This window comes from Achromobacter sp. 10T422 (genome assembly GCF_056394065.1).
Map to the genome: position 1 here is coordinate 40,244 of NZ_JBFTHD010000006.1, position 20,596 is coordinate 60,839.

Annotated in this window: 20 protein-coding genes, 1 tRNA gene and 2 pseudogenes; 13 read left to right on the forward strand and 10 right to left on the reverse strand. The window is 63.9% G+C overall.

What is annotated here, in order from left to right; genetic code table 11:
• Positions 1-66 precede the first annotated feature (66 nt).
• From AC1DB0_RS16625 to AC1DB0_RS16635, 3 genes and pseudogenes are all read right to left on the reverse strand, one after another.
• Positions 67-804: pseudogene (locus AC1DB0_RS16625) on the reverse strand (YoaK family protein); the annotation flags it as partial.
• A gap of 78 nt (positions 805-882) precedes the next feature.
• A complete protein-coding gene (locus AC1DB0_RS16630; protein WP_476758037.1) occupies positions 883-2,112 on the reverse strand; it encodes an SMI1/KNR4 family protein in 1,230 nt (409 codons plus the stop codon).
• Positions 2,113-2,213: 101 nt separating this feature from the next.
• Positions 2,214-3,260, reverse strand: a complete 1,047-nt coding sequence (locus tag AC1DB0_RS16635; RefSeq protein WP_346553399.1) for an aldo/keto reductase — start codon at positions 3,258-3,260, stop codon at positions 2,214-2,216.
• Positions 3,261-3,578: 318 nt separating this feature from the next.
• Between AC1DB0_RS16635 and AC1DB0_RS16640 the strand changes: the two genes are divergently transcribed.
• The 6 genes from AC1DB0_RS16640 to AC1DB0_RS16665 all read left to right on the forward strand — a co-directional run bounded on the left by AC1DB0_RS16640 (position 3,579) and on the right by AC1DB0_RS16665 (position 8,504).
• The gene (locus AC1DB0_RS16640; protein WP_175171488.1) at positions 3,579-4,544 is read left to right on the forward strand and encodes an AraC family transcriptional regulator; all 966 of its coding nucleotides are present in this window, start codon (positions 3,579-3,581) and stop codon (positions 4,542-4,544) included.
• 97 nt (positions 4,545-4,641) lie between these two features.
• A complete protein-coding gene (locus AC1DB0_RS16645; RefSeq protein WP_476758707.1) occupies positions 4,642-5,613 on the forward strand; it encodes a LysR substrate-binding domain-containing protein in 972 nt (323 codons plus the stop codon).
• Positions 5,614-5,730: 117 nt separating this feature from the next.
• Entirely contained in the window at positions 5,731-6,354 is a 624-nt protein-coding gene (gene ycaC / locus AC1DB0_RS16650; RefSeq protein WP_054427918.1) for an isochorismate family cysteine hydrolase YcaC, read from the forward strand.
• 140 nt (positions 6,355-6,494) lie between these two features.
• Positions 6,495-7,058 (forward strand): DUF3455 domain-containing protein, encoded by a 564-nt coding sequence (locus AC1DB0_RS16655; RefSeq protein WP_054427919.1) that lies wholly within the window; start codon positions 6,495-6,497, stop codon positions 7,056-7,058.
• Positions 7,059-7,212: 154 nt separating this feature from the next.
• On the forward strand, positions 7,213-7,782 hold the full coding sequence (locus tag AC1DB0_RS16660; protein WP_054427920.1) for a sigma-70 family RNA polymerase sigma factor: 570 nt from the start codon (positions 7,213-7,215) through the stop codon (positions 7,780-7,782).
• Positions 7,779-8,504: an anti-sigma factor gene (locus AC1DB0_RS16665; RefSeq protein ID WP_175171486.1), complete on the forward strand. Its 726-nt coding sequence runs from the start codon at positions 7,779-7,781 to the stop codon at positions 8,502-8,504. The genes AC1DB0_RS16660 and AC1DB0_RS16665 overlap by 4 nt, the downstream gene beginning before the upstream one ends.
• A gap of 21 nt (positions 8,505-8,525) precedes the next feature.
• Here the strand turns inward: AC1DB0_RS16665 and AC1DB0_RS16670 are convergent, their stop codons facing one another.
• Entirely contained in the window at positions 8,526-9,674 is a 1,149-nt protein-coding gene (locus AC1DB0_RS16670) for a sterol desaturase family protein (protein WP_054427922.1), read from the reverse strand.
• A gap of 254 nt (positions 9,675-9,928) precedes the next feature.
• Here AC1DB0_RS16670 and AC1DB0_RS16675 point away from each other — a divergent pair, with 254 nt between their 5' ends.
• Complete coding sequence (locus AC1DB0_RS16675; RefSeq protein WP_054427923.1) at positions 9,929-10,153, forward strand: HP1242/YdcH family protein; 225 nt, start codon at positions 9,929-9,931, stop codon at positions 10,151-10,153.
• Between the two features lie 15 nt (positions 10,154-10,168).
• On the opposite strand, the gene AC1DB0_RS16680 is transcribed toward AC1DB0_RS16675, so the two are convergent.
• From AC1DB0_RS16680 to AC1DB0_RS16690, 3 genes are all read right to left on the reverse strand, one after another.
• A complete protein-coding gene (locus AC1DB0_RS16680) occupies positions 10,169-11,155 on the reverse strand; it encodes a tripartite tricarboxylate transporter substrate binding protein (RefSeq protein ID WP_476758035.1) in 987 nt (328 codons plus the stop codon).
• 112 nt (positions 11,156-11,267) lie between these two features.
• Complete coding sequence (locus AC1DB0_RS16685) at positions 11,268-12,494, reverse strand: CaiB/BaiF CoA transferase family protein (protein WP_476758034.1); 1,227 nt, start codon at positions 12,492-12,494, stop codon at positions 11,268-11,270.
• Between the two features lie 29 nt (positions 12,495-12,523).
• A complete protein-coding gene (locus AC1DB0_RS16690; protein WP_476758033.1) occupies positions 12,524-13,480 on the reverse strand; it encodes a hydroxymethylglutaryl-CoA lyase in 957 nt (318 codons plus the stop codon).
• A gap of 112 nt (positions 13,481-13,592) precedes the next feature.
• On the opposite strand from AC1DB0_RS16690, the gene AC1DB0_RS16695 reads away from it, so the two are divergent.
• The 4 genes from AC1DB0_RS16695 to AC1DB0_RS16710 all read left to right on the forward strand — a co-directional run bounded on the left by AC1DB0_RS16695 (position 13,593) and on the right by AC1DB0_RS16710 (position 16,677).
• Positions 13,593-14,501: a LysR family transcriptional regulator gene (locus tag AC1DB0_RS16695; protein ID WP_476758032.1), complete on the forward strand. Its 909-nt coding sequence runs from the start codon at positions 13,593-13,595 to the stop codon at positions 14,499-14,501.
• A gap of 189 nt (positions 14,502-14,690) precedes the next feature.
• Complete coding sequence (locus AC1DB0_RS16700; RefSeq protein ID WP_054427928.1) at positions 14,691-14,942, forward strand: hypothetical protein; 252 nt, start codon at positions 14,691-14,693, stop codon at positions 14,940-14,942.
• A 118-nt stretch (positions 14,943-15,060) separates the two neighbouring features.
• Positions 15,061-15,663 carry a LysE/ArgO family amino acid transporter gene (locus AC1DB0_RS16705; RefSeq protein ID WP_054427929.1) on the forward strand — a complete coding sequence of 201 codons (603 nt, stop codon included), beginning with the start codon at positions 15,061-15,063 and terminating at the stop codon, positions 15,661-15,663.
• 105 nt (positions 15,664-15,768) lie between these two features.
• Positions 15,769-16,677, forward strand: coding sequence for a DNA/RNA non-specific endonuclease (locus tag AC1DB0_RS16710; protein ID WP_427947506.1), 909 nt, complete (start codon positions 15,769-15,771; stop codon positions 16,675-16,677).
• Between the two features lie 167 nt (positions 16,678-16,844).
• On the opposite strand, the gene AC1DB0_RS16715 is transcribed toward AC1DB0_RS16710, so the two are convergent.
• Both AC1DB0_RS16715 and AC1DB0_RS16720 read right to left on the reverse strand, forming a co-directional pair.
• Positions 16,845-17,807, reverse strand: a complete 963-nt coding sequence (locus AC1DB0_RS16715) for a tripartite tricarboxylate transporter substrate binding protein (RefSeq protein WP_476758031.1) — start codon at positions 17,805-17,807, stop codon at positions 16,845-16,847.
• 303 nt (positions 17,808-18,110) lie between these two features.
• Positions 18,111-19,082: pseudogene (locus tag AC1DB0_RS16720) on the reverse strand (LysR family transcriptional regulator).
• A 77-nt stretch (positions 19,083-19,159) separates the two neighbouring features.
• On the opposite strand from AC1DB0_RS16720, the gene AC1DB0_RS16725 reads away from it, so the two are divergent.
• Together AC1DB0_RS16725 and AC1DB0_RS16730 are read left to right on the forward strand one after the other, a co-directional pair.
• Positions 19,160-19,696: a thiamine pyrophosphate-binding protein gene (locus AC1DB0_RS16725; protein ID WP_054427931.1), complete on the forward strand. Its 537-nt coding sequence runs from the start codon at positions 19,160-19,162 to the stop codon at positions 19,694-19,696.
• Positions 19,696-20,295, forward strand: a complete 600-nt coding sequence (locus AC1DB0_RS16730; RefSeq protein ID WP_476758030.1) for a thiamine pyrophosphate-dependent enzyme — start codon at positions 19,696-19,698, stop codon at positions 20,293-20,295. The genes AC1DB0_RS16725 and AC1DB0_RS16730 overlap by 1 nt, the downstream gene beginning before the upstream one ends.
• 97 nt (positions 20,296-20,392) lie before the next feature.
• Here the strand turns inward: AC1DB0_RS16730 and AC1DB0_RS16735 are convergent.
• Positions 20,393-20,469, reverse strand: a tRNA-Pro gene (locus AC1DB0_RS16735).
• Positions 20,470-20,596 lie beyond the last annotated feature (127 nt).

Here is a 20,596-nt window from a genome sequence, read left to right on the forward strand (position 1 = left end):
GTTGCCGCTGCCGTTGCCGCTGCCGTTGCCGCCACAGCTGCCGCGCTAGGCGCGGCGCAGAAAGCTGCGGATGTCGTCCGTGATCGGCACCGCCGCCAGCACCATCAGCAGCAGCGCCAGCGGCCAAGTTGAACCGAAGCCAAAGTGGTAGAACGAATACGCGCCCGTCACGCCGCCCACGAAGAACAGCGACACCATCAGGCTCAGCACGATGAGTTTGCCGCGGTCGGCGAGCACGTGCGGCGTGGTCTGCGCATCGCTCTTGGCGACGTTCCAGTAAAACAGCTTGCCCAGTTCAATGCCGATGTCGGTCACCATGCCGGTGACGTGCGTGGTGCGGATCTCGGAGCGCGACACCTTGGTGATCATCGCGTTTTGCAGGCCCATGATGTAGCACAGCAGCATCACGGTGCCTGGCACGTAGAACCAGCGCAGCGTTTCCAGGTTGGCTCCCAGCAGGCCGAATAGCAGCAACAGCACGGCTTCCAGCAGCAGCGGCAGCGCGTATTCGCTGGCCAGGTGCGAGCGCCGTCCGAAATTGATCAGGAACGCGGAGCTGGCCGCACCCGCCAGGAACGACAGCAACGCCGCCACGCCCTGCAACACCACCACCACGCCGCCCAACGCCATGTGGTCGGCCATCATCGAAACGATGCCCGACATGTGCGAGGTGTATTGCTGGACGGCCAAAAAGCCGCCCGCGTTGACCGCGCCGGCGGTAAAGGTCAGGAGGTAGGCAAGATGCCTGTTGGCTTGCGGGCTACGGCTAACCGCCGTCAGTCGGCGCAGATACGGAATGGCCACGCGGTTCCCTTGTCATTGCGACGCGACAGACATTCTAGTCGGGGATGGCGCGTGGCGGCCGGCCAGCGCCAGGCATCGTCATAGCGAAAAATCCCGCAGGTTGGCCACGCGTTCGGCAAGCCCATCCGCGCCAAGGTAATGGCTCAGGTTGCCTGCGCGTACGCGGCGCAGGTCTTCCTGGTAGCTGTTGGCCATGGAATCGCGCACGTCCGCAAACGCGGTGGCGATATCGTCTGCGCAGGCCGCCGCGACAAGACGCGCGGCCTCGGGCGATCCGCAGGCCACGCATCGAGCCACGCCCAACGCATCGGCTTGGGCGCCCTGCGCCAGCAGCCGTTCGACGAGTGCCGCCGAAGGCTTGCGGTCAAAGCGATGGATGGCCGTGGGGCTGACCGTTGCGCCTGCCTGCAGCAAGGCATCGGCGGCGGCGTACGCGTTCTGCATCAGCGCCACATCCACCGGCTTGGCGCTGCCGCGCAAGGGCTGGTCGAAACGCATGCCCTGGTCCGCCAGCTGCCGGACCAGCGCCGCGTCATCGTTGCTTAAGGCATGCTGCAAGGCCAGGCCGGCCAAGCGCGACGATTCCATCAACGTGCCGGCCGCAAGCGGACCACGCCAGTCCACCAGCGCGCGCCGGTAATAGGCGACGAGCGCATCGGCCAGCGCTTGCGGCATGCCATGGTCCGACACGCGTTCATCCACATATTCCAGCACGCGCACGCCGGGGCTATCCACGTCGTCTTCGGGGTCTGTCTCCAGACTCAGCGCGGCGAAGGCGGCGAGCAGATCCGGCGCAATGGTTGCAATGCCATCTTGTTGCAGCGCGTGCGTCCAGCCGGGCAGGCCTTGCTTCCACGCGACGATGCTGCCTGCGCGGGGGCCGGGTTCCGTCGCCACGTAGATGCGGTCGCAGTATTCAAAACCGCCAATCGGCAGATAGCGCAGCGTGCCGTTCCAGGTCTCGCCGTCTTCGGCGGCGGCCTCTTCGGCGCACTCTTGTTCGTGTTCGATCCAGCCTTGCAGATCGCGATAGTGGTCGCTGCCGTCATAGAACAGTTCAGACCAGCTCAACGCCTCTTCATTGCCGTCCATTTGCGCGCGCAAGTCGTAGGCAAGTTCGCCGCCGGCAGTCAGGCGCCATAGGTCGCGTAAGGCTTGTGGCAAGGGGCCGGCGCAGGCGGATTCAATTTCCGCAATGCGCGCATCGGACAAGGGCGGCTGCACCGCAATCAGTACGCGGCCGGCGAACAGTGCAATGCCGTGTTCGCGCAAAACGCGCACATCGTCGGGGGAAAACGGGTCGGTCATCGGGCATCGTCGGTAGTGAAAGCTGCCCTGGATTCTACTAGCCGGCCATCCCATTAAGATGGCCGGCTGAAGCGTCCAGATGACGCCGCCCTTTTTGCTTTTTACGCCGCGCCCGATTCCAGCAACTGCTTGCGGCGGAACTCGCCCTGGCGCACGTGCATCCAGCCGGGATACTCCGGCGGCAGCGCGCTGACCTTGTCCAGTGCGGCCAGCTCGTCTTGCGTCAGCTTGATGCCCGTAGCGGCCAGGTTGTCGTCCAGCTGATCCACGCGCTTGGCGCCGATGATGACGCTGGTGACCACTTGCTGATGCAGCAGCCACGCCAGCGCCACTTGCGCAACCGACACGCCACGCGCATCGGCCACGGATTTCAGCGCGTCGATGCTGTCGTAGGCGCGGTCGCGGTCCACGGGCGGGAAGTCGAAAGCGGCGCGGCGGCTGCCGGCTTCGGCCGAACCATCACGGCCATACTTGCCGCTGAGCAAGCCGCCCGCAAGCGGGCTCCACACCATCAGGCCGACGCCTTCGCTTTGCAGCATGGGCACGAGTTCGCGCTCCAGGTCGCGGCCCGCGATCGTGTAGTAGGCCTGTAGCGATTCAAATCGCGCCAGCCCTAAGCGTTCGGCAATACCCAGCGCCTTCATGATTTGCCACGCCGCCCAATTCGACACGCCCACATAACGCACATGGCCATGCTGCACCAGATTGTCCAGCGCGCGCACGGTTTCCTCGACAGGCGTCGCGGGGTCGAAGCCATGGATCTGATACAGGTCGATATGGTCCAGCTGCAAGCGCGACAAGCTCTTCTTCACGCTATCCAGAATGTGGAAGCGCGAGTTGCCGCGCGCGTTCACCCCGGCGCCGGTCTGGCCGAACACCTTGGTGGCGATGACCACATCGTCGCGCGCCACCTTCAAGTCGCGCAGCGCCTGGCCCGTGATGATTTCCGAGCGGCCTTCGGAATACACATCCGCCGTGTCGATGAAGTTGACGCCCGCATCCAGGGCGCGTCCGACCAGGCGGTTGGCGTCCTCTTGTTGCAGGTTGCCGATCTTGCTCCACAGCTCGCCTTCGCCGCCAAAGGTCATGGTGCCCAGGCACAGTTCCGAGACGAATAGACCGGTGCTGCCAAATTTCTTGTATCGCATGATGGGACTCCTTCAGGGGCGTCGCCGGGCCGCGCGCCCCGGGATGGGACGCCGGGCGCCTGCTTGCCGGGGTGCTGACAGTATGCGTCGCCGCCCATCCGATTGCGCTGCTTGATCCTGCCCTTTTTTTGCCTGATTCTCTGGCAGCCGCTTTGCAGGATCAGGCATGCGCCCGATCCTCCAAACTTTTTGCCCATTTCTCCACACTGGGAAAAAGGCGCTGTGCAGCGCGTTCCGGCCGCGCATACACTGGAGCGCATCCACCCCCTGTTGCGCCGCCGGCCCACCCGCGCGGGCGACGCGCCCTTCGGAGCCCACATGCCTATTACTACCGAACGACCGGGAGACTCCGTCAGCGCCGCCGCCCTGGACATCGCCGTCGAACCGGCCCGCCGGGAACTGTTGTGCACGTTGGACCGGATGACGGGCCACTTGGAAGGTTCATTGGATACGCCCATCGAGGGCTTGTATCTGCACCGCCTGTCGCAGCCGACGGGCGCCAAGCCCGGCTTGCAGAAAGCCGCGTTGGCGGTCATTGCCCAGGGGTCCAAGCGCCTGCTGATCGGCGACGAGAGCTTTGAGTACGACCCCTTCCACTATCTGATCTCGTCGGTGGACCTGCCCGTGGTGGCAAAGGTGTCTGTCGCCAGCCCGACCCTGCCCTACCTGGGATTGCGGCTGGATCTGAACCCCGAAGAGATCGCCGAACTGATCAGCGACGAAAACCTGCCGCCGCTGGTGCCCGCCGAAGCGGCGCGGGCGCTGTGCGTGAACCCGCTGGGCGGCTGCCTGCTGGACGTGGTGCTGCGCCTGCTGCGCTTGCTGGACACGCCGCGCGACATCCCCATCCTGGCGCCCATGATCAAGCGCGAGCTGTTGTACCGCCTGCTGATGAACGGCCAGGGCGTGGTGCTGCGGCAGTCGGTGTTGCAAGACAGCCAGTTGAACCGCGTGGCCAAGGCCATTCGCATCCTGCGCGACAACTATGCGCAGCCGCTGCGGGTGGAAGAGATTGCGCGCGACGTGCACATGAGCGTGTCGTCTCTGCATCACCATTTCAAGCAGGCCACCGCCATGAGCCCGCTGCAATACCAGAAGCATCTGCGGCTTCAGGAAGCGCGCCGGCTGATGCTGAGCGATGACGCCGGCGTGGCGCTGGCCGCGCACGCAGTGGGCTACGAGAGCTCATCGCAATTCAGCCGCGAATACAGCCGCTTGTTCGGCACCCCGCCGCTGCGCGACAAGCAGCGCTGGAAGGAAGAGTCAGCCGGCGCAGCCGCCTAAGCCCGTTCGGACCCCTCGCCCCGCCGCTTTCCGCCCGAAGACGCGGGGGCGTTATATGCTCCCCGCTACGTCTTAATTCGGAAACTGCGGGAAGCTCATGCACGACTTGAATGATCTCTACTACTTTGTCCAGGTCGTGAAACATGGGGGCTTTGCCCCCGCCGGCCGCGCGCTGGATATCCCGAAATCCCGCCTTAGCCGCCGCATCGCCCTGTTGGAAGAACGCCTGGGCGTGCGCCTGATCCAGCGGTCCACCCGCACCTTCGCCGTGACCGAGCTGGGGCAGGAATATTTCGACCAGTGCCTGTCGATGCTGGCGGGCGCCGAAGCCGCGCAGGATGTCATCGACCGCACGCACGCCGAGCCACAAGGCACCATCCGCATGAGCGCGCCGCCCGCGCTGATCTATTACTTTCTGGGTGACGTGGTGGCGCGCTTCATGGAAAAGTGCCCCAAGGTGCATGTGTATCTGAAGAGTTTTTCGCGCTCGGTCGACGTGCTGCGCGAAGGCTTTGACCTGGCTGTGCGCRTGCGTTTCGGCCCCATTGAAAGCAGCGACCTGGTAATGAAGCATCTGGGCATGAGCTGCCAGAGCCTGGTCGCCAGCCCGGCTCTTGCGCGCACCTTGCCCCCCAACGCCGACCCCGCGCAGATCAGCCAATTGCCGACCCTGGCGCTGGGCACCGAGCAGCGCGAATGCCTGTGGCGGCTGGATGGCCCTGACGGCCAGCGGCAGAACGTGCCGTTCACGCCCCGGCTTGTCACCGACGACATGCTGGCGTTAAAGCAGGCCACGCTGCGCGGTGTGGGGGCGGCGGCCTTGCCCCTGATGATGATCCATGAAGAACTGGACGCCGGCACGCTCGTGCCGGTGGGCGCGCCCTGGCACCCCGAGCCCGGGGCCGTCCATGCCGTTTTCCCGTCGCGGCGGGGTTTGTTACCTGCGGTGCGCGAACTACTGGATTTCATGAGCGCGGAGTATCGTGAAAACGCCCGGCGCGAAACGCAAACGCAACTGCGCCACGGCATTTCATCCCCGAAGGGTGTGCCCCCATCGTCCGATTTATAGAACGCTGAGACACGATTTAGCCCTCTACCGGGGCCATTGGCTTGTATTTAGAATTCTGTTCATGCACTCACCGCGCAACACCGCGCACCAAAACTTGAAGACATAACGGAGCAAACCATGACCAAGCCCTACGTGAAACTGGACAAGAACGAAGCCGCCGTCCTGCTGGTTGACCACCAAGCCGGCCTGCTTTCCCTGGTGCGTGATTTCCAACCGGACCAATTCAAGAACAACGTGCTGGCGCTGGCCGATCTGGCCGAATACTTCAAGCTGCCCACCATCCTGACCACCAGCTTCGAAGACGGCCCCAACGGTCCGCTGGTTCAAGAACTGAAAGACAAATTCCCTGCCGCCCCCTACATCGCCCGCCCCGGCAACATCAACGCCTGGGACAACGAAGACTTCGTGAAGGCCGTCAAGGCCACCGGCAAGAAGCAGCTGATCATCGCTGGTGTGGTCACCGAAGTGTGCGTCGCCTTCCCCGCCCTGTCGGCCCTGGAAGAAGGCTTTGACGTGTTCGTCGTGACGGATGCCTCGGGCACGTTCAACGAAGTCACCCGCAACGCCGCCTGGAGCCGCATGGAGCAGGCCGGCGCCCAGCTGATGTCGTGGTTCGGCGTGGCGTGCGAGCTGCATCGCGACTGGCGCAATGACGTGGAAGGCCTGGGTACGCTGTTCGCCAACCACATTCCCGACTACCGCAACCTGATGGCGTCGTACTCGACCAAGGCCGCGAAGTAAGCGGATCTCCCCCCCAGCAGGCCGGATGCAAAAATATTTGCATCCGGCCTGCATCCGTTTCGGCCTCCCGCGTGTAGTACCTGTACCGGCGCGCATCGTGCGCGTCGTCTACAGACCTTTCACGTCGCTGGAGACCGCTCATGAAGACCCAACGTTCGAATCGCCTTCCCACCGTTGCCGGCCTGTTCGCCGTGTCGCTCCTTGCCGCTTGCGGCACGATGAGCTCGAAGTCCATGGCTTATTCGCAGGCCAGCCTGCCCGCCAGCGTTCAAGTGCCCGCGGGCAACAAGGTCGCCTGGGAAACCGTGGGCGTGGGCGAGATCACCTACGAATGCCGCGCCAAAGCCGACATGAAGAGCCAGACGGAATGGGTCTTTGCCGGCCCCAAGGCCGTGCTGAATGACCGCCAGGGCAAACAAGTGGGCACCTACTACGGCCCGCCCGCCACGTGGGAGGCCATGGACGGCTCCAAGCTGACCGGCACGCAAGTGGCCGTGGCCCCGGCTGGCGATGGCAACCTGCCCTATCAATTGGTGAAGGCCAACCCCGCCATGGGCGCGGGCGCGCTGACGGGCGTGACCTATATCCAGCGCGTGGCGCTCAAGGGCGGCGTGGCGCCGAAAACGCCCTGCACGCCGGCGACCGTCGGCCAGAAAAGCCAGGTGCCGTACCAGGCCGACTACATTTTCTGGAAGGCGAACTAAGGCGGGGCTGCGCACCCAGATGTCTCTGGCCGCCGGTCAGCCGATCGTATCGGCGGGCCGGCGGCGGGAAAGAGTCCGGTAAGATGGCGCGATTCCTTGCCGCGCGCGCGTCATGCGCGCGGCCGCCTCCTACTGACCTTTCCCTTGCTATCGCATGCCGAATCGCCAGACCCAGGATTTTGATTACGACGCGGCTATCAAGGCGTGCGCGGCCGGCCATCGGCCCGCACTGGAAACCTTGTACCGGCAAGAAGGCCCACGCCTGCTGGGGGTGGCCCAACGACTGCTGCGCGACCGCGCTTGGGCAGAGGACATCGTGCATGACGCCTTCGTCAAAATCTGGAACCAGGCCGGCAGCTTCGACGCATCGCGCGGCTCGGGCCGCGGCTGGCTCTACAGCATCACCCGCAACCTGGCCCTGAACGCGCTGCGCGACACCGCACGCGAAACCGATGTCGACGACGACACCGCTGCGGCGCTTGACGCCCGCGACGCCATCGACGCCTGGCAAGACACCCGCGACGCCTTCGACTGGCGCGCCAGCGCCGGCCAGATCGGCCCTTGCCTGGAACAACTGGAACCCGTGCGCCGCAATTGCGTGCTGCACGCCTATGTGGAAGGGCTGTCGCATAGCGAAATCGCGCAGCGCCTGGGCGCGCCGCTGGGCACCGTCAAGGCCTGGATCAAGCGCAGCCTGCAAGCGCTCAAGGAGTGCCTGGCATGAGCGCCCCGCAAGATTTTCAAGATGACCGCGACGAACTTGCCGGTGAGTATGTGCTGGGCACCTTGTCCGCGGCGCAGCGCCGCGACGTGCAAGCCCGTCTGATGCACGACGCCGCGTTGCGCGAGGCCGTCGCCCGCTGGGAAGACAGGCTGCTGCCCTTGACCAACTTGTCCGAACCCGTTGAGCCTTCCAGCCGCTTGTGGCCGCGCATCCTTCGTACTCTGGACGCGTCCCAAGCCGCCGCGCGCCCCGCCGCGCCGCGCGCGGCCGGACTATGGAACAGCTTGAACTTCTGGCGCAGTCTGGCGGCCGGAGGACTTGCCGCCGTCTTGGTTCTGGGCAGCACCTTGGCCTTGCGCCCCGCCGCCATTCCCGGTGCGCCGCAGTATGTGGTGGTGCTGGTTGCGCCGCAATCGCAGGCGCCCGGCTGGGTGGTGCAAGCGCAGGCTGGCCAGAGCGCGGTGCAACTGGTGCCGATCGCGGCAACCGAAGTGCCGCCTGATCGTGCGCTGGAATTCTGGACCAAGGCAGACGGATGGGCCGGCCCCGTGTCGCTCGGCCTGATCAAGCCGGGTGAACCGGTCATCATCCCGCTGGATAAGCTGCCGCCGCTGGAACCCAACCAGCTCTTCGAGCTGACGCTTGAGCCCAAGACCGGTTCGCCCATCGGCAAGCCGACGGGTCCGATCCAGTTCATCGGACGCGCGGTGAAGATGCTGTAGGGAATGAGGGGGGGGGGCGCCCTACTTCTTGCGCGCGAACGGATACGCCTGTTGCGCCAGGAACGTGCCCGGCATGTCGTTGTCCAGAATGCCGTAGTTCTCGGGCAAGCGCTTGCCCACGCCGAGCACGGCGGTGCCGAACAGGTAGTCGATGAACGAGAAATGCGCGGCGTAATTCTTGTCGATGGCTTCGGTGTCCGACGAGTGATGCCAGTGATGGAAGTCCGGCGTCACGATGATGTAGCGCAGCCAGCCCCACGGCAGTTTCACGTTGGAGTGAATCAGCACCGCCTGGAAGCCGACGATGATGATGTAGGCGTCCAGCACCGCTTTCGAAAAGCCCAGCACGAACAGCACGCCCAGCACGGCCACACGCGTGATCAGCAGCTCGACGATATGCAGACGCGAACCCGCCAGCCAGTCCAGGGTGCGCGTGCTGTGGTGCACGGCATGAAAGCGCCACATGAACGGCACCTCGTGATAAATCCGGTGCGCCGCGTACTGCGCCAGGTCCGCCACCAGCACGGCGACGAACAGTTCCAGCAAGTACGGCATCGACTGAATGGCGGCTTGAAGCGGCTCGTAAGCCGCCCACGAGAACAGCCGGTGAATGAAGAAGTTGATGCACAGCAGCACCGCCCCCACCGACAGGTGGTTGAACAGGAAGTGCTTCATGTCCACCTGCCACTCGCCCCGGAACACCGGTTGCCCCGGATACAGCGGCGTCAGCTTTTCGAAGATGATGAAGACCGTGCTGGAAGCCAGCAAGTCCAGGATGAACCAGTCCAGGCCCAGATAAGGATGGTTGCCCGTGTTCGTCGTGGTCACCACAACCTGGCTGCCGCCTGCCGCAACCGCGCAGCAGACCAGCACGAAGGCGGAAATGTTCAGCCAGCGCTGGCGGCCCAGAATGGTATTGGCCAGCGCGATGGAACCGGACACCAGCAGCGCGGTGAACAGCAGCGTGCGCATGGCTTCGACGGAATAGAAGCTGCGCAATTCCGGCGTGGTCAGGTAGGCCGGGAAGTGAAATGCCAATACGCCCAGCACAGAGAGTATGGCCAGAAACAGCGCTATCACGCCGCTCATCATGCCGGTGCCAGCGTGAATACGCCCGTCTTGCCTGAAAAGTTCAAAGACTTGCCGATGAATAGGCGCGCGCTGTTTCATATCACTTCTATGGCTAACCACGGGGAAGCGAGTGTATCGCCAGGAAAAATTGGCCTTGTAATGAAACGTGAGCATAAGAGACAGAGTTGCGGGCGCCGCGCGGGCCCTTGCGCGGCGTCAATTTCTGTCACTTGACGCGCCCGGCGCTTGGTTGACAACGCGCAGGCGTTGGCGTGTCATGGAAATGACGCTGACGCGTGCGCTACCCGACGCGCCGTCGGTCCCGTCAATCAGTTCACTTAAGAGAGGCCCCAATGTTCCCTGAATATCGCCAACTCATTACTCAACTGAAATCCGAGAACGCGCATTTTTCCGCGCTGTTCCAACGGCATAACGATCTGGACCAGGAAATTCAAAATATGGAAGACGGCATCGTGCCGACTTCGGGCGTGAACATTGAAGTGCTGAAGAAGGAAAAGCTGCACTTGAAAGACAAGCTGTATGGCTTGCTGAAAGCGGCGGACCAGAACGGAGGMTGACCCGCCCCGCGCGGTTTACATCAGCTCCAAGCCCGCGCCTTTGACGACCGCCGCGTACTTCGCCATTTCGGAGCGGAAGTACGCCACCGTCTGATCCGGTGGCATCAACAGGATCTTGTTGTTCTGTGTCGTCATCGCCTGCTTGACCTCTGGCGTGTTGAAAGCCCGCCCCAGTGCATCGTAGATGCGGCGCACTTCGGCGGGCGGCAACTTCGCCGGGCCTGCTGCGGCAAACCATCCCCCGATCTCGTAGTCCGCCAAGCCCTGCTCGCGCACCGTGGGCAGATCCGGCAGCGCCGCCATGCGCTCACCGCCACAGGCGCCCAGCGCCTTGAGCGCGCCGCTTTTCAATTGCGGCAACACCGACGGCAGCGACAACACCCCAAAATCCACCTGCCCGCCGATCAGGTCCGCCATCATCGGACCCACGCCCTTGTAAGGGATATGCCGCGCCTTGACCCCCGCCTGCTGCACATACATTTCAGCGGCCAGATGCAGAATCGTGCCATTGCCCGATGACGCGTAGTTGTACCGCCCCGGCTGCGCGGCCAGCAACGCGGTCAGCTCCTGGATGTTGCGGGCAGGAATGTTCTTAGGATTCGCCACCAGCAGGAACGGCGTCATGCCAATCATGCTGATCGGCGTAATGTCATTCAGCGGATCAAACGGCAACGACTTGTACACGCTGGGAAAGATCACATGATTGTTCGACAGCATGCTTAGCGTGTAGCCGTCTGGCGTTGACCGAACCAGCGCCGACGTGCCAACGATGCCGCCCGCCCCGGGCTGGTTTTCAACCACGACCGTATGCCCCAGCGCGGTAGTCAGTGCCGGCCCCGCCGCGCGGGTAATCGTGTCCACGCCCGACCCTACGCCCACGGGCAGAATGAATTTCACCGGGCGCGCGTCCTGCGCCCACGTCATGGCAGGCGCGGCCAGCATCGCGGCGCCCAGCGCTCCCAGCATCTGACGGCGGCTCCAGCCAGCGCGTTGATGGTTCATGTTTGTCTCCTATCGGTTTTCGTATCGGCCGACTGGCGCGGCCGTTTCCATACAGCAACTTCAATCTTGCATCGCGCGCCCTACTGCAACCCCGCGCGTCGGGCTGCCTGCCTTATGCCGCGGCGCCCTGCTCGCGCATCACCGCAATCTGACCCGCGTCATAGCCCAAGTCCGACAACAACGCATCCGTATCGGCGCCCAACACAGGCGGGTGTTGCCTGACGCCCAGGCGTTGCCCGTCCATCATCAGCGGAAACAACGCCGCGCCCGCCATCTGGCCGGCGCGCTCGCCGTCGGGTAAACGGATGTCGGCCAGGCCGCCCGTCGCGCGCAGGTGGGGGTCGTCATACAGTTCTTCGGGCTTCACGATGGGTGCGAACGGCAGGCCGATGCGTTCGAACACCTGCGCCAATTCCGCCGCCCGATAACCGCCCAAGCGCTGGCGCAGATCCGCCAGCAAGGTGTGGCGCATGCGCACGCGATCGTTGTTGGTGGCCAAGGCGGGATCGCACTTCAGGTCATCAAAGCCGAAGGCGTCGCAAAAGGTGATCCACTGCGCATCGCTCACCGCCGCCAGGAAAATCTGCTCGCCGTCTTTCACGGTAAACACGTCGTACAGCGCCCAGGCGGAGACGCGGTCGGGCATCGGCGCAGACGGCTGGCCGGTGATCGCGTACTGCAACATGTGCTGGCCCACCAGGAACACATTGTTCTCGAACAACGCCGACTGCACCTCTTGGCCGCGCCCGGTAATGCCGCGCTGGATCAGCGCCGCCATCGCGCCGATGGCGCCGAACATGCCGCCCATGATGTCGTTCACGCTGGTGCCCGCGCGCACCGGGTCACCCGGGCGGCCGGTCATGTAGGCCAGCCCGCCCATCATCTGCACCACCTCGTCCAGCGCGGTGCGCATGGCGTAAGGCCCGGGCAGAAAACCCTTGTGGCTGACATAGATCAGGCGGGGGTTGTCCTTCGCCAGCGACGCGTAGTCGAGCCCGTACTTCGCCATCGTTCCGGGCCGGAAGTTCTCGGCCACCACGTCGGCGCTGGCCGCGAGCTTGCGCGCAGCCGCTGCCCCCGCCGGGCTCTGGATATCCAGCGCGATGCTCTTCTTATTGCGGTTGAACATGGGGAAAAAGCCCGCCCCCACGCCCAACAGATGACGCGTGCGGTCGCCTTGCACCGGTTCAACCTTGATGACCTCGGCGCCCAGGTCGGCCAGCACCATGCCGCATGTGGGGCCCATCACCATGTGCGTAAATTCCACGACGCGCAGGCCGGCCAGCGGCAAGGTGCGAGCGGGTGGGGAAACGGGGGTGTCTTCAATGGCGTGTGACATGGGCAAACTCAGTGTGGCGGGGCGCGCGTTCAAACTGCGCCCGCGTAGGAAGGAAAGGTCTTGGGCAGGCCAGCGCGCCACAGCGCGCCATGCAGGGGCTGATCCGGTAACCAGCGGCCCGCAGCCTCGCGCAGCGCGAGCAAGCGGCTGATGTCCACGCCCGTTGCGATGCCCATGCTTTCCAGCATGAACACCAGGTCTTCGGTACTGACGTTGCCGCTGGCGCCCGGCGCATGCGGGCACCCGCCGATGCCCGCCAGACAGGCATCAAAACGCGACACCCCGGTCTCAAGCGCGGCCAGCACATTGGCCAGCCCCAGCCCGCGCGTGTCATGAAAATGCGCGCAACACAGGCGGTCGCCCGCGATACGGCGCGCCTGTTCAAACAGACGCCGCACTGACGCCGGGTCCGCATAGCCGACGGTATCGGCCAGGCTGACGCGATCAGCGCCGGCATCCAGCAGCGCCTGCATCAGCCGCAAGACCTCGTCCGCCCGGACTTCGCCCTGCAACGTGCAACCAAACGCCGTGCCGACGCCGCCCTCAATCAGCATCGCCGACCCGGCCGCATCGCGCGCCGCGCGGATTTCACCGACCATGGCCACCACGTCTTCGGGCGTCTTGCGCAAGTTGGCCAGGCTGTGCGCATGGCTGGCCGACAGCGGCACCAGCATCAAGTCCGCGCCGCTGGCGATCGCGCGTTCCGCGCCTTTCAAGTTGGGCACCAGTACCGACACCAACAGGTCCGGCCGCTGCTTGGCGTAGGACACCAGCGCATCGGTATCCGCCAGTTGCGGCAGCAACTTGGCCGGCACAAACGAGCCCACCTCGATTTCGCGCTGACCGGCGACATAGGCGGCGTCGATCCATTCGAATTTGGTCTGCGTGGGCAGCACAATCGGCAGACTTTGCAGCCCATCACGCAGGCCCACTTCGCGCACGGTTGCGGAAGTCGGAAGACAGGAGGACGTGGAAAGGGTTGTCATTGCAGCCGGAATCAGATCAAGGAACTGCCAGTTTAGATATTCTGGTTTCGCTCACCAGCGCTATTTAGGAACGTCTAATATTCCGTATCGGAACTTCACAAGGCTGCGCGCGATGCGTGACCTGGACATCACCACCTTGAGGCTCTTCATCTCGGTCTGCGAGACGGGCAACATCGCGCGCGCCGGCCAGCACGCCAACATCGTGGGCTCGGCCATCAGCAAACGGCTGGCGCAATTGGAAGACACCGTCGGCGCCAAGCTGTTGATGCGCAAGCGGCGGGGCGTTGAACCCACCGAAGCCGGCGAGACGCTGCTGGAACACGCGCGCGCCATTCTGGCGAGCTCGGAGCGCATCGAACGCGATATGTCGGCCTATGCCAGCGGCGTCAAAGGCCAGGTTCGCATTCTGGCCACCGCATCGGTGCTGGCCGAGTCGCTGGCCGAAGACATTGCCACCTTTCTTCAGGCCGCCCCCCATCGCAACATTCGCGTCGACATGGAAGAGCGCGTCAGCCAGGACGTCGTGCGCGACGTCAAAGGCGGCATCGCCAGTCTGGGCATCTGCTGGGACGCCGCCGATTTCCACGGCTTGGCCACCCGCCCTTACCGGGGCGACCGGCTGGCCGTGGTCACCGCGCCCGGCCACCCGCTGGCCCAACGCGACACCGTCTGGTTTGAAGAGGCGCTGGCGTACGAACACGTCAACATGCCTGCGGCCGGCGCCGTATTGCGCATGCTGCAAACGGCCGCCAGCCAAAGCGGCAAGGTGCTTCGGCACCGGGTGACCGTCAGCAACTTCGACTCGGCCTTTCGTGTGGTGTTGGCCGGCCTGGCGATCAGCGTGGCGCCCATTGAAGTGGCCACGCCCTACGCCATGGCCCATGGCCTGCGGGTGCTGCCGCTGAACGACGCCTGGAGCCACCGCCGCTTCGCCATCTGCATGCGCGACGAAAACGCCTTGTCCGCCGCAGCCAGTTTGTTGCTGGACCATCTGGTGGAGGCCGGGCGTCAGAGGGACTGAAATGTCTGACTGAAATACTGGGCTGAAATCCGGAGCGGAAATGCTGGGCTGAAAAACTGGGCGGAAATGCCGGGCTGAAATCCGGCGCTGAAACTCAGCCAGACACTCCGCCGATTGCTTACATTTTGCTGAACAACTAGAATCGCCACCGCCCGGAACCTTGTCCGGGTGAACACCAGAGGCGTCAACATGTTGGACAGAGATTTCAAGGAAGGCGAACCGGTGTTGCCGGTCACGGGGTGGGCCATGATGCCCATCGCGGAATACGATTCCTTGCTGGTTCGGCTGGATTTCATTACCGAGGCCACGCAAACGCCCGACGAAGCCAAGCGCGGCCGCGTCTACGCGCTGACGTCCGAGCAGATTCAGATGCTGCTGCAATCGCTACAACAGCAACTGCAAAACCTGACCGCAACGCCGCCCGGCAAGCAGCGGCATTGAACGCTGCACGTCCGACGAATTCCATCTATTTAGTAAAACTAAACAAGCTTTAGGCTATTTAGTTTTTCTAACGCCGCAACAACGGCTAGTCTGTCGCCCTTTCAATTCAGGGTTCGCCATGACAACCGCCTTCATTCCCGGCTTTCTGCTCAGCCTTGGCCTGATCCTGGCGATCGGCGCGCAAAATGCATTTGTCTTGCGCCAGGGCCTGCGCCAGGAATACGTGTTCGCCGTCTGCCTGACGTGTGCGCTGTCCGACGCCATCCTGATCGCCGCAGGCGTAGCCGGATTCGGATTCGCCGCCGACACCCTCCCCTGGCTGGAACCCGCCATGCGATATGGCGGCGCGCTGTTCCTGTTCGTCTACGCCGCACGCAGCCTGCGTTCCGCCCTGCGCACCCAGCACGACAGCCTGTCACCGTCAGCCAAACAAACCGCCGGGCTCGCCGCGACGCTAGCGGCCTGCCTCGCATTCACCTGGCTCAACCCGCACGTGTATCTGGACACCGTGGTGTTGCTGGGGTCGATCTCCAGCCAGTACGAAGGGCAAAAAGTGGCCTTTGCGCTGGGCGCGATGTCGGCGTCGTTCGTGTTTTTCTTCACGTTGGGATTTGGCGCGCGACTACTGCGCCCATGGTTCGCCAGCCCCAAAGCGTGGCGCGTGCTTGACGCGTGTGTGGGCGTTGCAATGTTCGCCATCGGATTAAAGCTGGTGCTGTAACGCGGGTCGCAGCCCGCCTCTTGCGGGTGCCCGCAGTCATCTACAATCCGATGGCATCGGCCACCCGCTCGACCACCAGGCGCCGGCCCGCAACACACAGGCAGCATGACGCGCGCGAAGAAATCAGCACCCACCAAGAGACGCCCCGCCAGCCGGGCCAACACAAAATCCGCAAGCCGCGGCTTTCGCTTTCTTAGAGCGCTACTGCTGTCTTCGCTCGCCAGCTTTGGCGCCGCCACTTACGTCCTCCAGCCCAAATGGCCCGTGCAACTTTCGCCCGACGCCATCCTGGCGCGGTTGGGATGGCCGGCCCAAGAAACGTACGCGCCCGCCGCCGTTCCCAACGGATCGCAAACCCACACCCGGTTCGCGGAATGCCCGCAGTTCTTCCCCAAGGGCAACATGCCCGTCGTGCCGACAAAGCAGGCGCTGCGCGAGCTATGTTTCTCGGGCTTTGCCATCTTGCACAACGGCCAGACAAAGACGCCCGTCTTCGTGGCGGAACGGCTGAACAGAAAGCTGCTGACGCAGGCCCAAGGCTTGCAGCGCACCGACAAGTTCTACCCTGAAGCCCGCCTGCCCAGCGGCGAACGCGCCGCCCTGGACGACTACAAAGGCTCGGGGTATTCGCGCGGCCACATGGCGCCTGCCGGCGACATGTATTCCAAAGAGACCATGGCGCAAAGCTTCTCGCTGGCCAACATGGTGCCGCAGGACCAGACGCATAACGCAGGCCCCTGGAGCCGCATCGAACAAGACACCCGCAAATACGTGATGCGCGCTGCGGGCGATGTGTACGTGTACACGGGGCCTTATTACGACGACAAACCCAGGTCGATCGGCTTCGGCGTCGCCGTGCCCAGCCACATTTTCAAAGTGGTCTACGACGCCACAACCGGGCGCTCCTGGGTGCACTGGCAGGCCAACAGCGCCAGCACGAAAGAAAGCGCGCCGATCAGCTATGACGAGTTCGTGAGAAGAACGGGGATGCAGTTGTTGCCGGCGGGGGGATGACAGGGAGCAATGACTGACGGCAGGGGGTGCATGTGGAGGGTGTCAGGAACGCACATAGGTGCTGCGATGCACAGCGACGAACCTGGAAAGTCGGGAAAGGCGGCCTGCAATCCCCAACAGATCCCACCGACAATTCCGAAGAAAAGCCGGCAAGATCAGTTGCCCCGCTACTTTGCTAAGGGAGCCTCGTCGGCCTTGAACATCAGCGTCTGACGGTCCAGGCTTTCCTTCCATTGCTCGCCCGGCTGAAATGCAAGCACCGCCGCGTCGCGACCGGACGCGGCCAGGAAGGCGGGGTCATTCAACGTGTCTTGAAGTGCCCGCTCCAGCTTGTCCCGGATCGGGGCGGGCAGATTCGCCGGCCCGCCCATGCCGCGTTCTGATGAGTATCGCAACGCAATGCCGGCCTCTGCGGCGGTGGGAATGGTTCCGTTGTGGCGCTTGTCGCTGGTGATGGCGATGGCCGCGAAGGGACCGTTCGCATCGTTCAGCTCCGGCACCTCGCTGACCGTGATCAGGCCGTAGTCGATATGATTGCCCAGCACGCCCAAGCGGATGTCACCGCCGCCCTTGAACGGAACGCTGTTGCCTCGCACGCCCTGACTGCGCTCCAGGTCCATTAGCGCCAGGTGCCCCGTCGTGCCGTCGCCGCTGTGCCCGAAGGACAGCGATTCAGACGATTGCTTCAGCTTTTGCACCAAGCCCGGCAGATCGTCCGGCGCGGTGGAGCCACGGCGTTTGATGAACAGCAGCGGATCGTCGACCAGGCGGGCGATAAGGCGGATATCTTCGGGCTTGTACTTCGCGCCCTTGCGCAGGGGCAGGTACACGAAACCCGGAGCGTTGATCATGCCCAGCGTGTAGCCGTCCGGCTTTGCCGCCGCGACGTAGCGCACCGCGATCTCCCCGCCTGCGCCGGGCTTGTTGATGACGATGATCCGCGCATTCGTGCCCAGGCGCTTCTCCAAGTGCTGCGCCACCAACCGGGCCATGACGTCCGTGCCCCCGCCAGGCGCAAACCCTACCACCAGCTCGATCGGGCGATCATCCGGCCAGGCGGCGCAGGCTGTGTTGGCAACCAACGCCAGCGCTCCGGCCGCGAAAAACCGCTTCAAGGTCAGTGCGTTCATGCTGTCTCCCCCACCGGCTGCTGTGCGCCGTGGAGTCCTTCGCCGCCCCAAATGAGCGGGCGATACCGGTCCGGCTTGTGGACCCAGAGCGCGGGTGCCAGGGCGCCGAACGCCCAAAGCCTGATGGGAAAGCGCATGTTTGTCTCCTTGGTAGCCCCTCCCTCTTGCTCGTTGGCGTGTCGGGGAGGTGTGTGGATGAACCGCGATGAATCGGGTTGACCCAGATTAATCCGTTATGAAAATGCCGAATAAATAGAATTTCGTGATGGATATGATCACAGCGGGAGATGGCGCCGCGACGGGCTATTTGGCGAGCCATTGCGCGGAAGGCCAGCGATCCTGCCGGACCGCGTCGCGCGCGCACTGGATCAGTTCGTTCATCACACAGTGCACAGAATTCGCCACTGCCCGCGTGGCGGGCTGCGCCAGCACGATGCGACGTACCAGAAGCGGGTCGACGACCGGAGCCGCCGCCAGGATTCCCCGGTCCACATCGTCCGCCACCGCAATCGAGGGCAGGATGGTGTAGCCATGGCCGTCCAGCACCAGACGTTTCTGCACGCTCATCGCGTTGGTCTCCGCCACGATATGCAGATCCGTTTACTGCGCGCGCGCGGCCTGCTCCACAAGCGAGCGCAGGCCATGCGGCGCGCTCGGCAGCACCAGCGGACGCCCGATGATGTCGGCCATGCGCACGGGGTTGTGCTTGTCCAGCCCGCTTGCCGGCGGGCCCACGAACCACAGGCTTTCTTCCAGCAATGGCCGGAACTTCAAGGCAGGGTTTGGCTTGGAGTCGTAGAGCAGCGCAAAGTCCACGTCGCCGGTTTCCAGCCAGGATTGCAGGTGCCCGGCATAGCCGGCCGTCAGCCGCAGGCGAATGCCCGGGTAGTGGGCCGTCACCGCGCTTAGCAACGCGCTGGACAGCATGTCCGCAGTGCTGGGCAACAGGCCGACGGTAACGATGCCTCCCACGGTCCCGCTGGACGGCCGAATCTCGGCCCGCGCCCGATCCAGCTCGTTCAAGGCGCGGCGGGCGTAGTCCTCGAGCGTCTTGCCGGCATCCGTCAGCTCCATCCCAAGGCGGCCGCGAGTAAAGAGCGGCGCGCCGATGTCATCTTCCAGCAGCTTCAACTGGCGCGAGACCGCCGGCTGCACGATGTTCAGCAGACGCGCGGCGCTGGTCACGCTGCCGGTCTCCGCCACCGTCACGAACGCCTTCAATTGCTTCAGGTCCATCAATGCCTCCGGGGTATGCAGATGGGTGATGAGATCCATCAAATAATTCTATTTAGTTGGCAATTCTATAGCGATATAAGATGGATCGAAGTACTCAGCCACTGGGAATAGAAACCATGACTTCGACCACTACCGAGGCGCCGGCTTGGCAGCAAGCCGTGTTTGACGCCTTGAAATCCGGCGGCATCCGCCAGATCGCTTATGTGCCGGACGCCGGCCATGCCTACGCCATTCGGCAGGCTCAGCTGGACCCTGACATCAACGACGTTGTTCTGACGACGGAAGAAGAGGGCGTGGCGCTGGTCAGCGGCGCGTGGCTTGGCGGCCAGCGCGCCGCGCTGCTGATGCAAAGCAGCGGCGTGGGCAATTGCGTGAACATGTTTTCGTTGCTGCGCAGCTGCAACTTTCCCTTCCTGGCGCTGGTGACCATGCGCGGTGAGTATGCCGAGTTCAATCCGTGGCAGGGTCCGATGGGCAAGACGACCCAGCAGGCGCTGGAACTGATGGGGATCACAGTGCTTAGGGCTTCGAATCCTGAAGAGGTCGGCGAGATCGTCAGCGCCGCGCTCGATTCCGCCTTCCTGGCGGGCGAACAGGTGGCCGTACTGCTTTCGCAGACGTTGATCGGACGCAAGAAATGGGAGCGCAACTAATGTCGGCCAATGTCAATTCATCCGGCGCGGTCGAGCGCCGCGCCTTTGTCTCGAAACTGATTGCCGCTGCCCCTGACGCGTTGATCATTTCCGGCCTGGGGTCGCCTTCGTACGACGTCTTTGCCGCTGGCGACCGGGACCACAACTTCTATCTCTGGGGCGCCATGGGCGGCGCAGCGGCGATGGGACTTGGACTGGCGCTGGCGCAGCCTGCGCGCTCGGTCGTCGTAATCACCGGGGATGGTGAACAATTGATGGGTGTCGGCACCCTGGGCACCATCGGCGCCAAACAACCAAAGAACTTGACGATCGTGGTGCTGGACAACGGCCACTTTGGCGAAACCGGCATGCAGCGCAGCCACACCAGCCTGGGCACTGACCTGGTGGCGGTGGCGCGGGGATTCGGCATCAAGGATGCCTTCAGCATCCGAGAAACGGATCAGGCGAGCGAGGTCGCAGAACGGGTGAAGGCCCGGCGCGGCGTGGCATTCGCGCAGGTGTTCATCCTGCCCGACGAACCGGCGCGTGCGCTGCCACCGCGCGATGGCGTCCACGTCAAGAACCGGTTCCGGGCCGCGCTGGATTTGCCGACATTCTGAGAAACGACGGCGCGTCGATAGTACCTATAGGGGTACCCATGGCGCCGCAGAAATGAACAAGGGCTTACGCTTTAAAAGCGTAAGCCCTTGATTTTTTTGGTCGGGGCGGTGGGATTCGAACTCACGACCCTCTGCTCCCAAAGCAGATGCGCTACCAGGCTGCGCTACGCCCCGAAGGGTGCAGACTATACCAGAATCCCACCCGCTGCGGGAGCCGCACCGGGCGCCACGCCCACCGTGCAGCGCTCCTGACCACCAAAAAAAACGCGCCGATGTGGCGCGCTTTTTGCATGGATGCTGG

Coding starts and splice junctions, on each gene's coding strand:
- AC1DB0_RS16630 (WP_476758037.1), bottom strand. CDS start 2,112: ATGACCGACCCGTTTTCCCCCGACGATGTGCGCGTTTTGCGCGAACAC.
- AC1DB0_RS16635 (WP_346553399.1), bottom strand. CDS start 3,260: ATGCGATACAAGAAATTTGGCAGCACCGGTCTATTCGTCTCGGAACTG.
- AC1DB0_RS16640 (WP_175171488.1), top strand. CDS start 3,579: ATGCCTATTACTACCGAACGACCGGGAGACTCCGTCAGCGCCGCCGCC.
- ycaC (WP_054427918.1), top strand. CDS start 5,731: ATGACCAAGCCCTACGTGAAACTGGACAAGAACGAAGCCGCCGTCCTG.
- AC1DB0_RS16655 (WP_054427919.1), top strand. CDS start 6,495: ATGAAGACCCAACGTTCGAATCGCCTTCCCACCGTTGCCGGCCTGTTC.
- AC1DB0_RS16660 (WP_054427920.1), top strand. CDS start 7,213: ATGCCGAATCGCCAGACCCAGGATTTTGATTACGACGCGGCTATCAAG.
- AC1DB0_RS16665 (WP_175171486.1), top strand. CDS start 7,779: ATGAGCGCCCCGCAAGATTTTCAAGATGACCGCGACGAACTTGCCGGT.
- AC1DB0_RS16670 (WP_054427922.1), bottom strand. CDS start 9,674: ATGAAACAGCGCGCGCCTATTCATCGGCAAGTCTTTGAACTTTTCAGG.
- AC1DB0_RS16680 (WP_476758035.1), bottom strand. CDS start 11,155: ATGAACCATCAACGCGCTGGCTGGAGCCGCCGTCAGATGCTGGGAGCG.
- AC1DB0_RS16685 (WP_476758034.1), bottom strand. CDS start 12,494: ATGTCACACGCCATTGAAGACACCCCCGTTTCCCCACCCGCTCGCACC.
- AC1DB0_RS16690 (WP_476758033.1), bottom strand. CDS start 13,480: ATGACAACCCTTTCCACGTCCTCCTGTCTTCCGACTTCCGCAACCGTG.
- AC1DB0_RS16695 (WP_476758032.1), top strand. CDS start 13,593: ATGCGTGACCTGGACATCACCACCTTGAGGCTCTTCATCTCGGTCTGC.
- AC1DB0_RS16700 (WP_054427928.1), top strand. CDS start 14,691: ATGTTGGACAGAGATTTCAAGGAAGGCGAACCGGTGTTGCCGGTCACG.
- AC1DB0_RS16705 (WP_054427929.1), top strand. CDS start 15,061: ATGACAACCGCCTTCATTCCCGGCTTTCTGCTCAGCCTTGGCCTGATC.
- AC1DB0_RS16710 (WP_427947506.1), top strand. CDS start 15,769: ATGACGCGCGCGAAGAAATCAGCACCCACCAAGAGACGCCCCGCCAGC.
- AC1DB0_RS16715 (WP_476758031.1), bottom strand. CDS start 17,807: ATGAACGCACTGACCTTGAAGCGGTTTTTCGCGGCCGGAGCGCTGGCG.
- AC1DB0_RS16725 (WP_054427931.1), top strand. CDS start 19,160: ATGACTTCGACCACTACCGAGGCGCCGGCTTGGCAGCAAGCCGTGTTT.
- AC1DB0_RS16730 (WP_476758030.1), top strand. CDS start 19,696: ATGTCGGCCAATGTCAATTCATCCGGCGCGGTCGAGCGCCGCGCCTTT.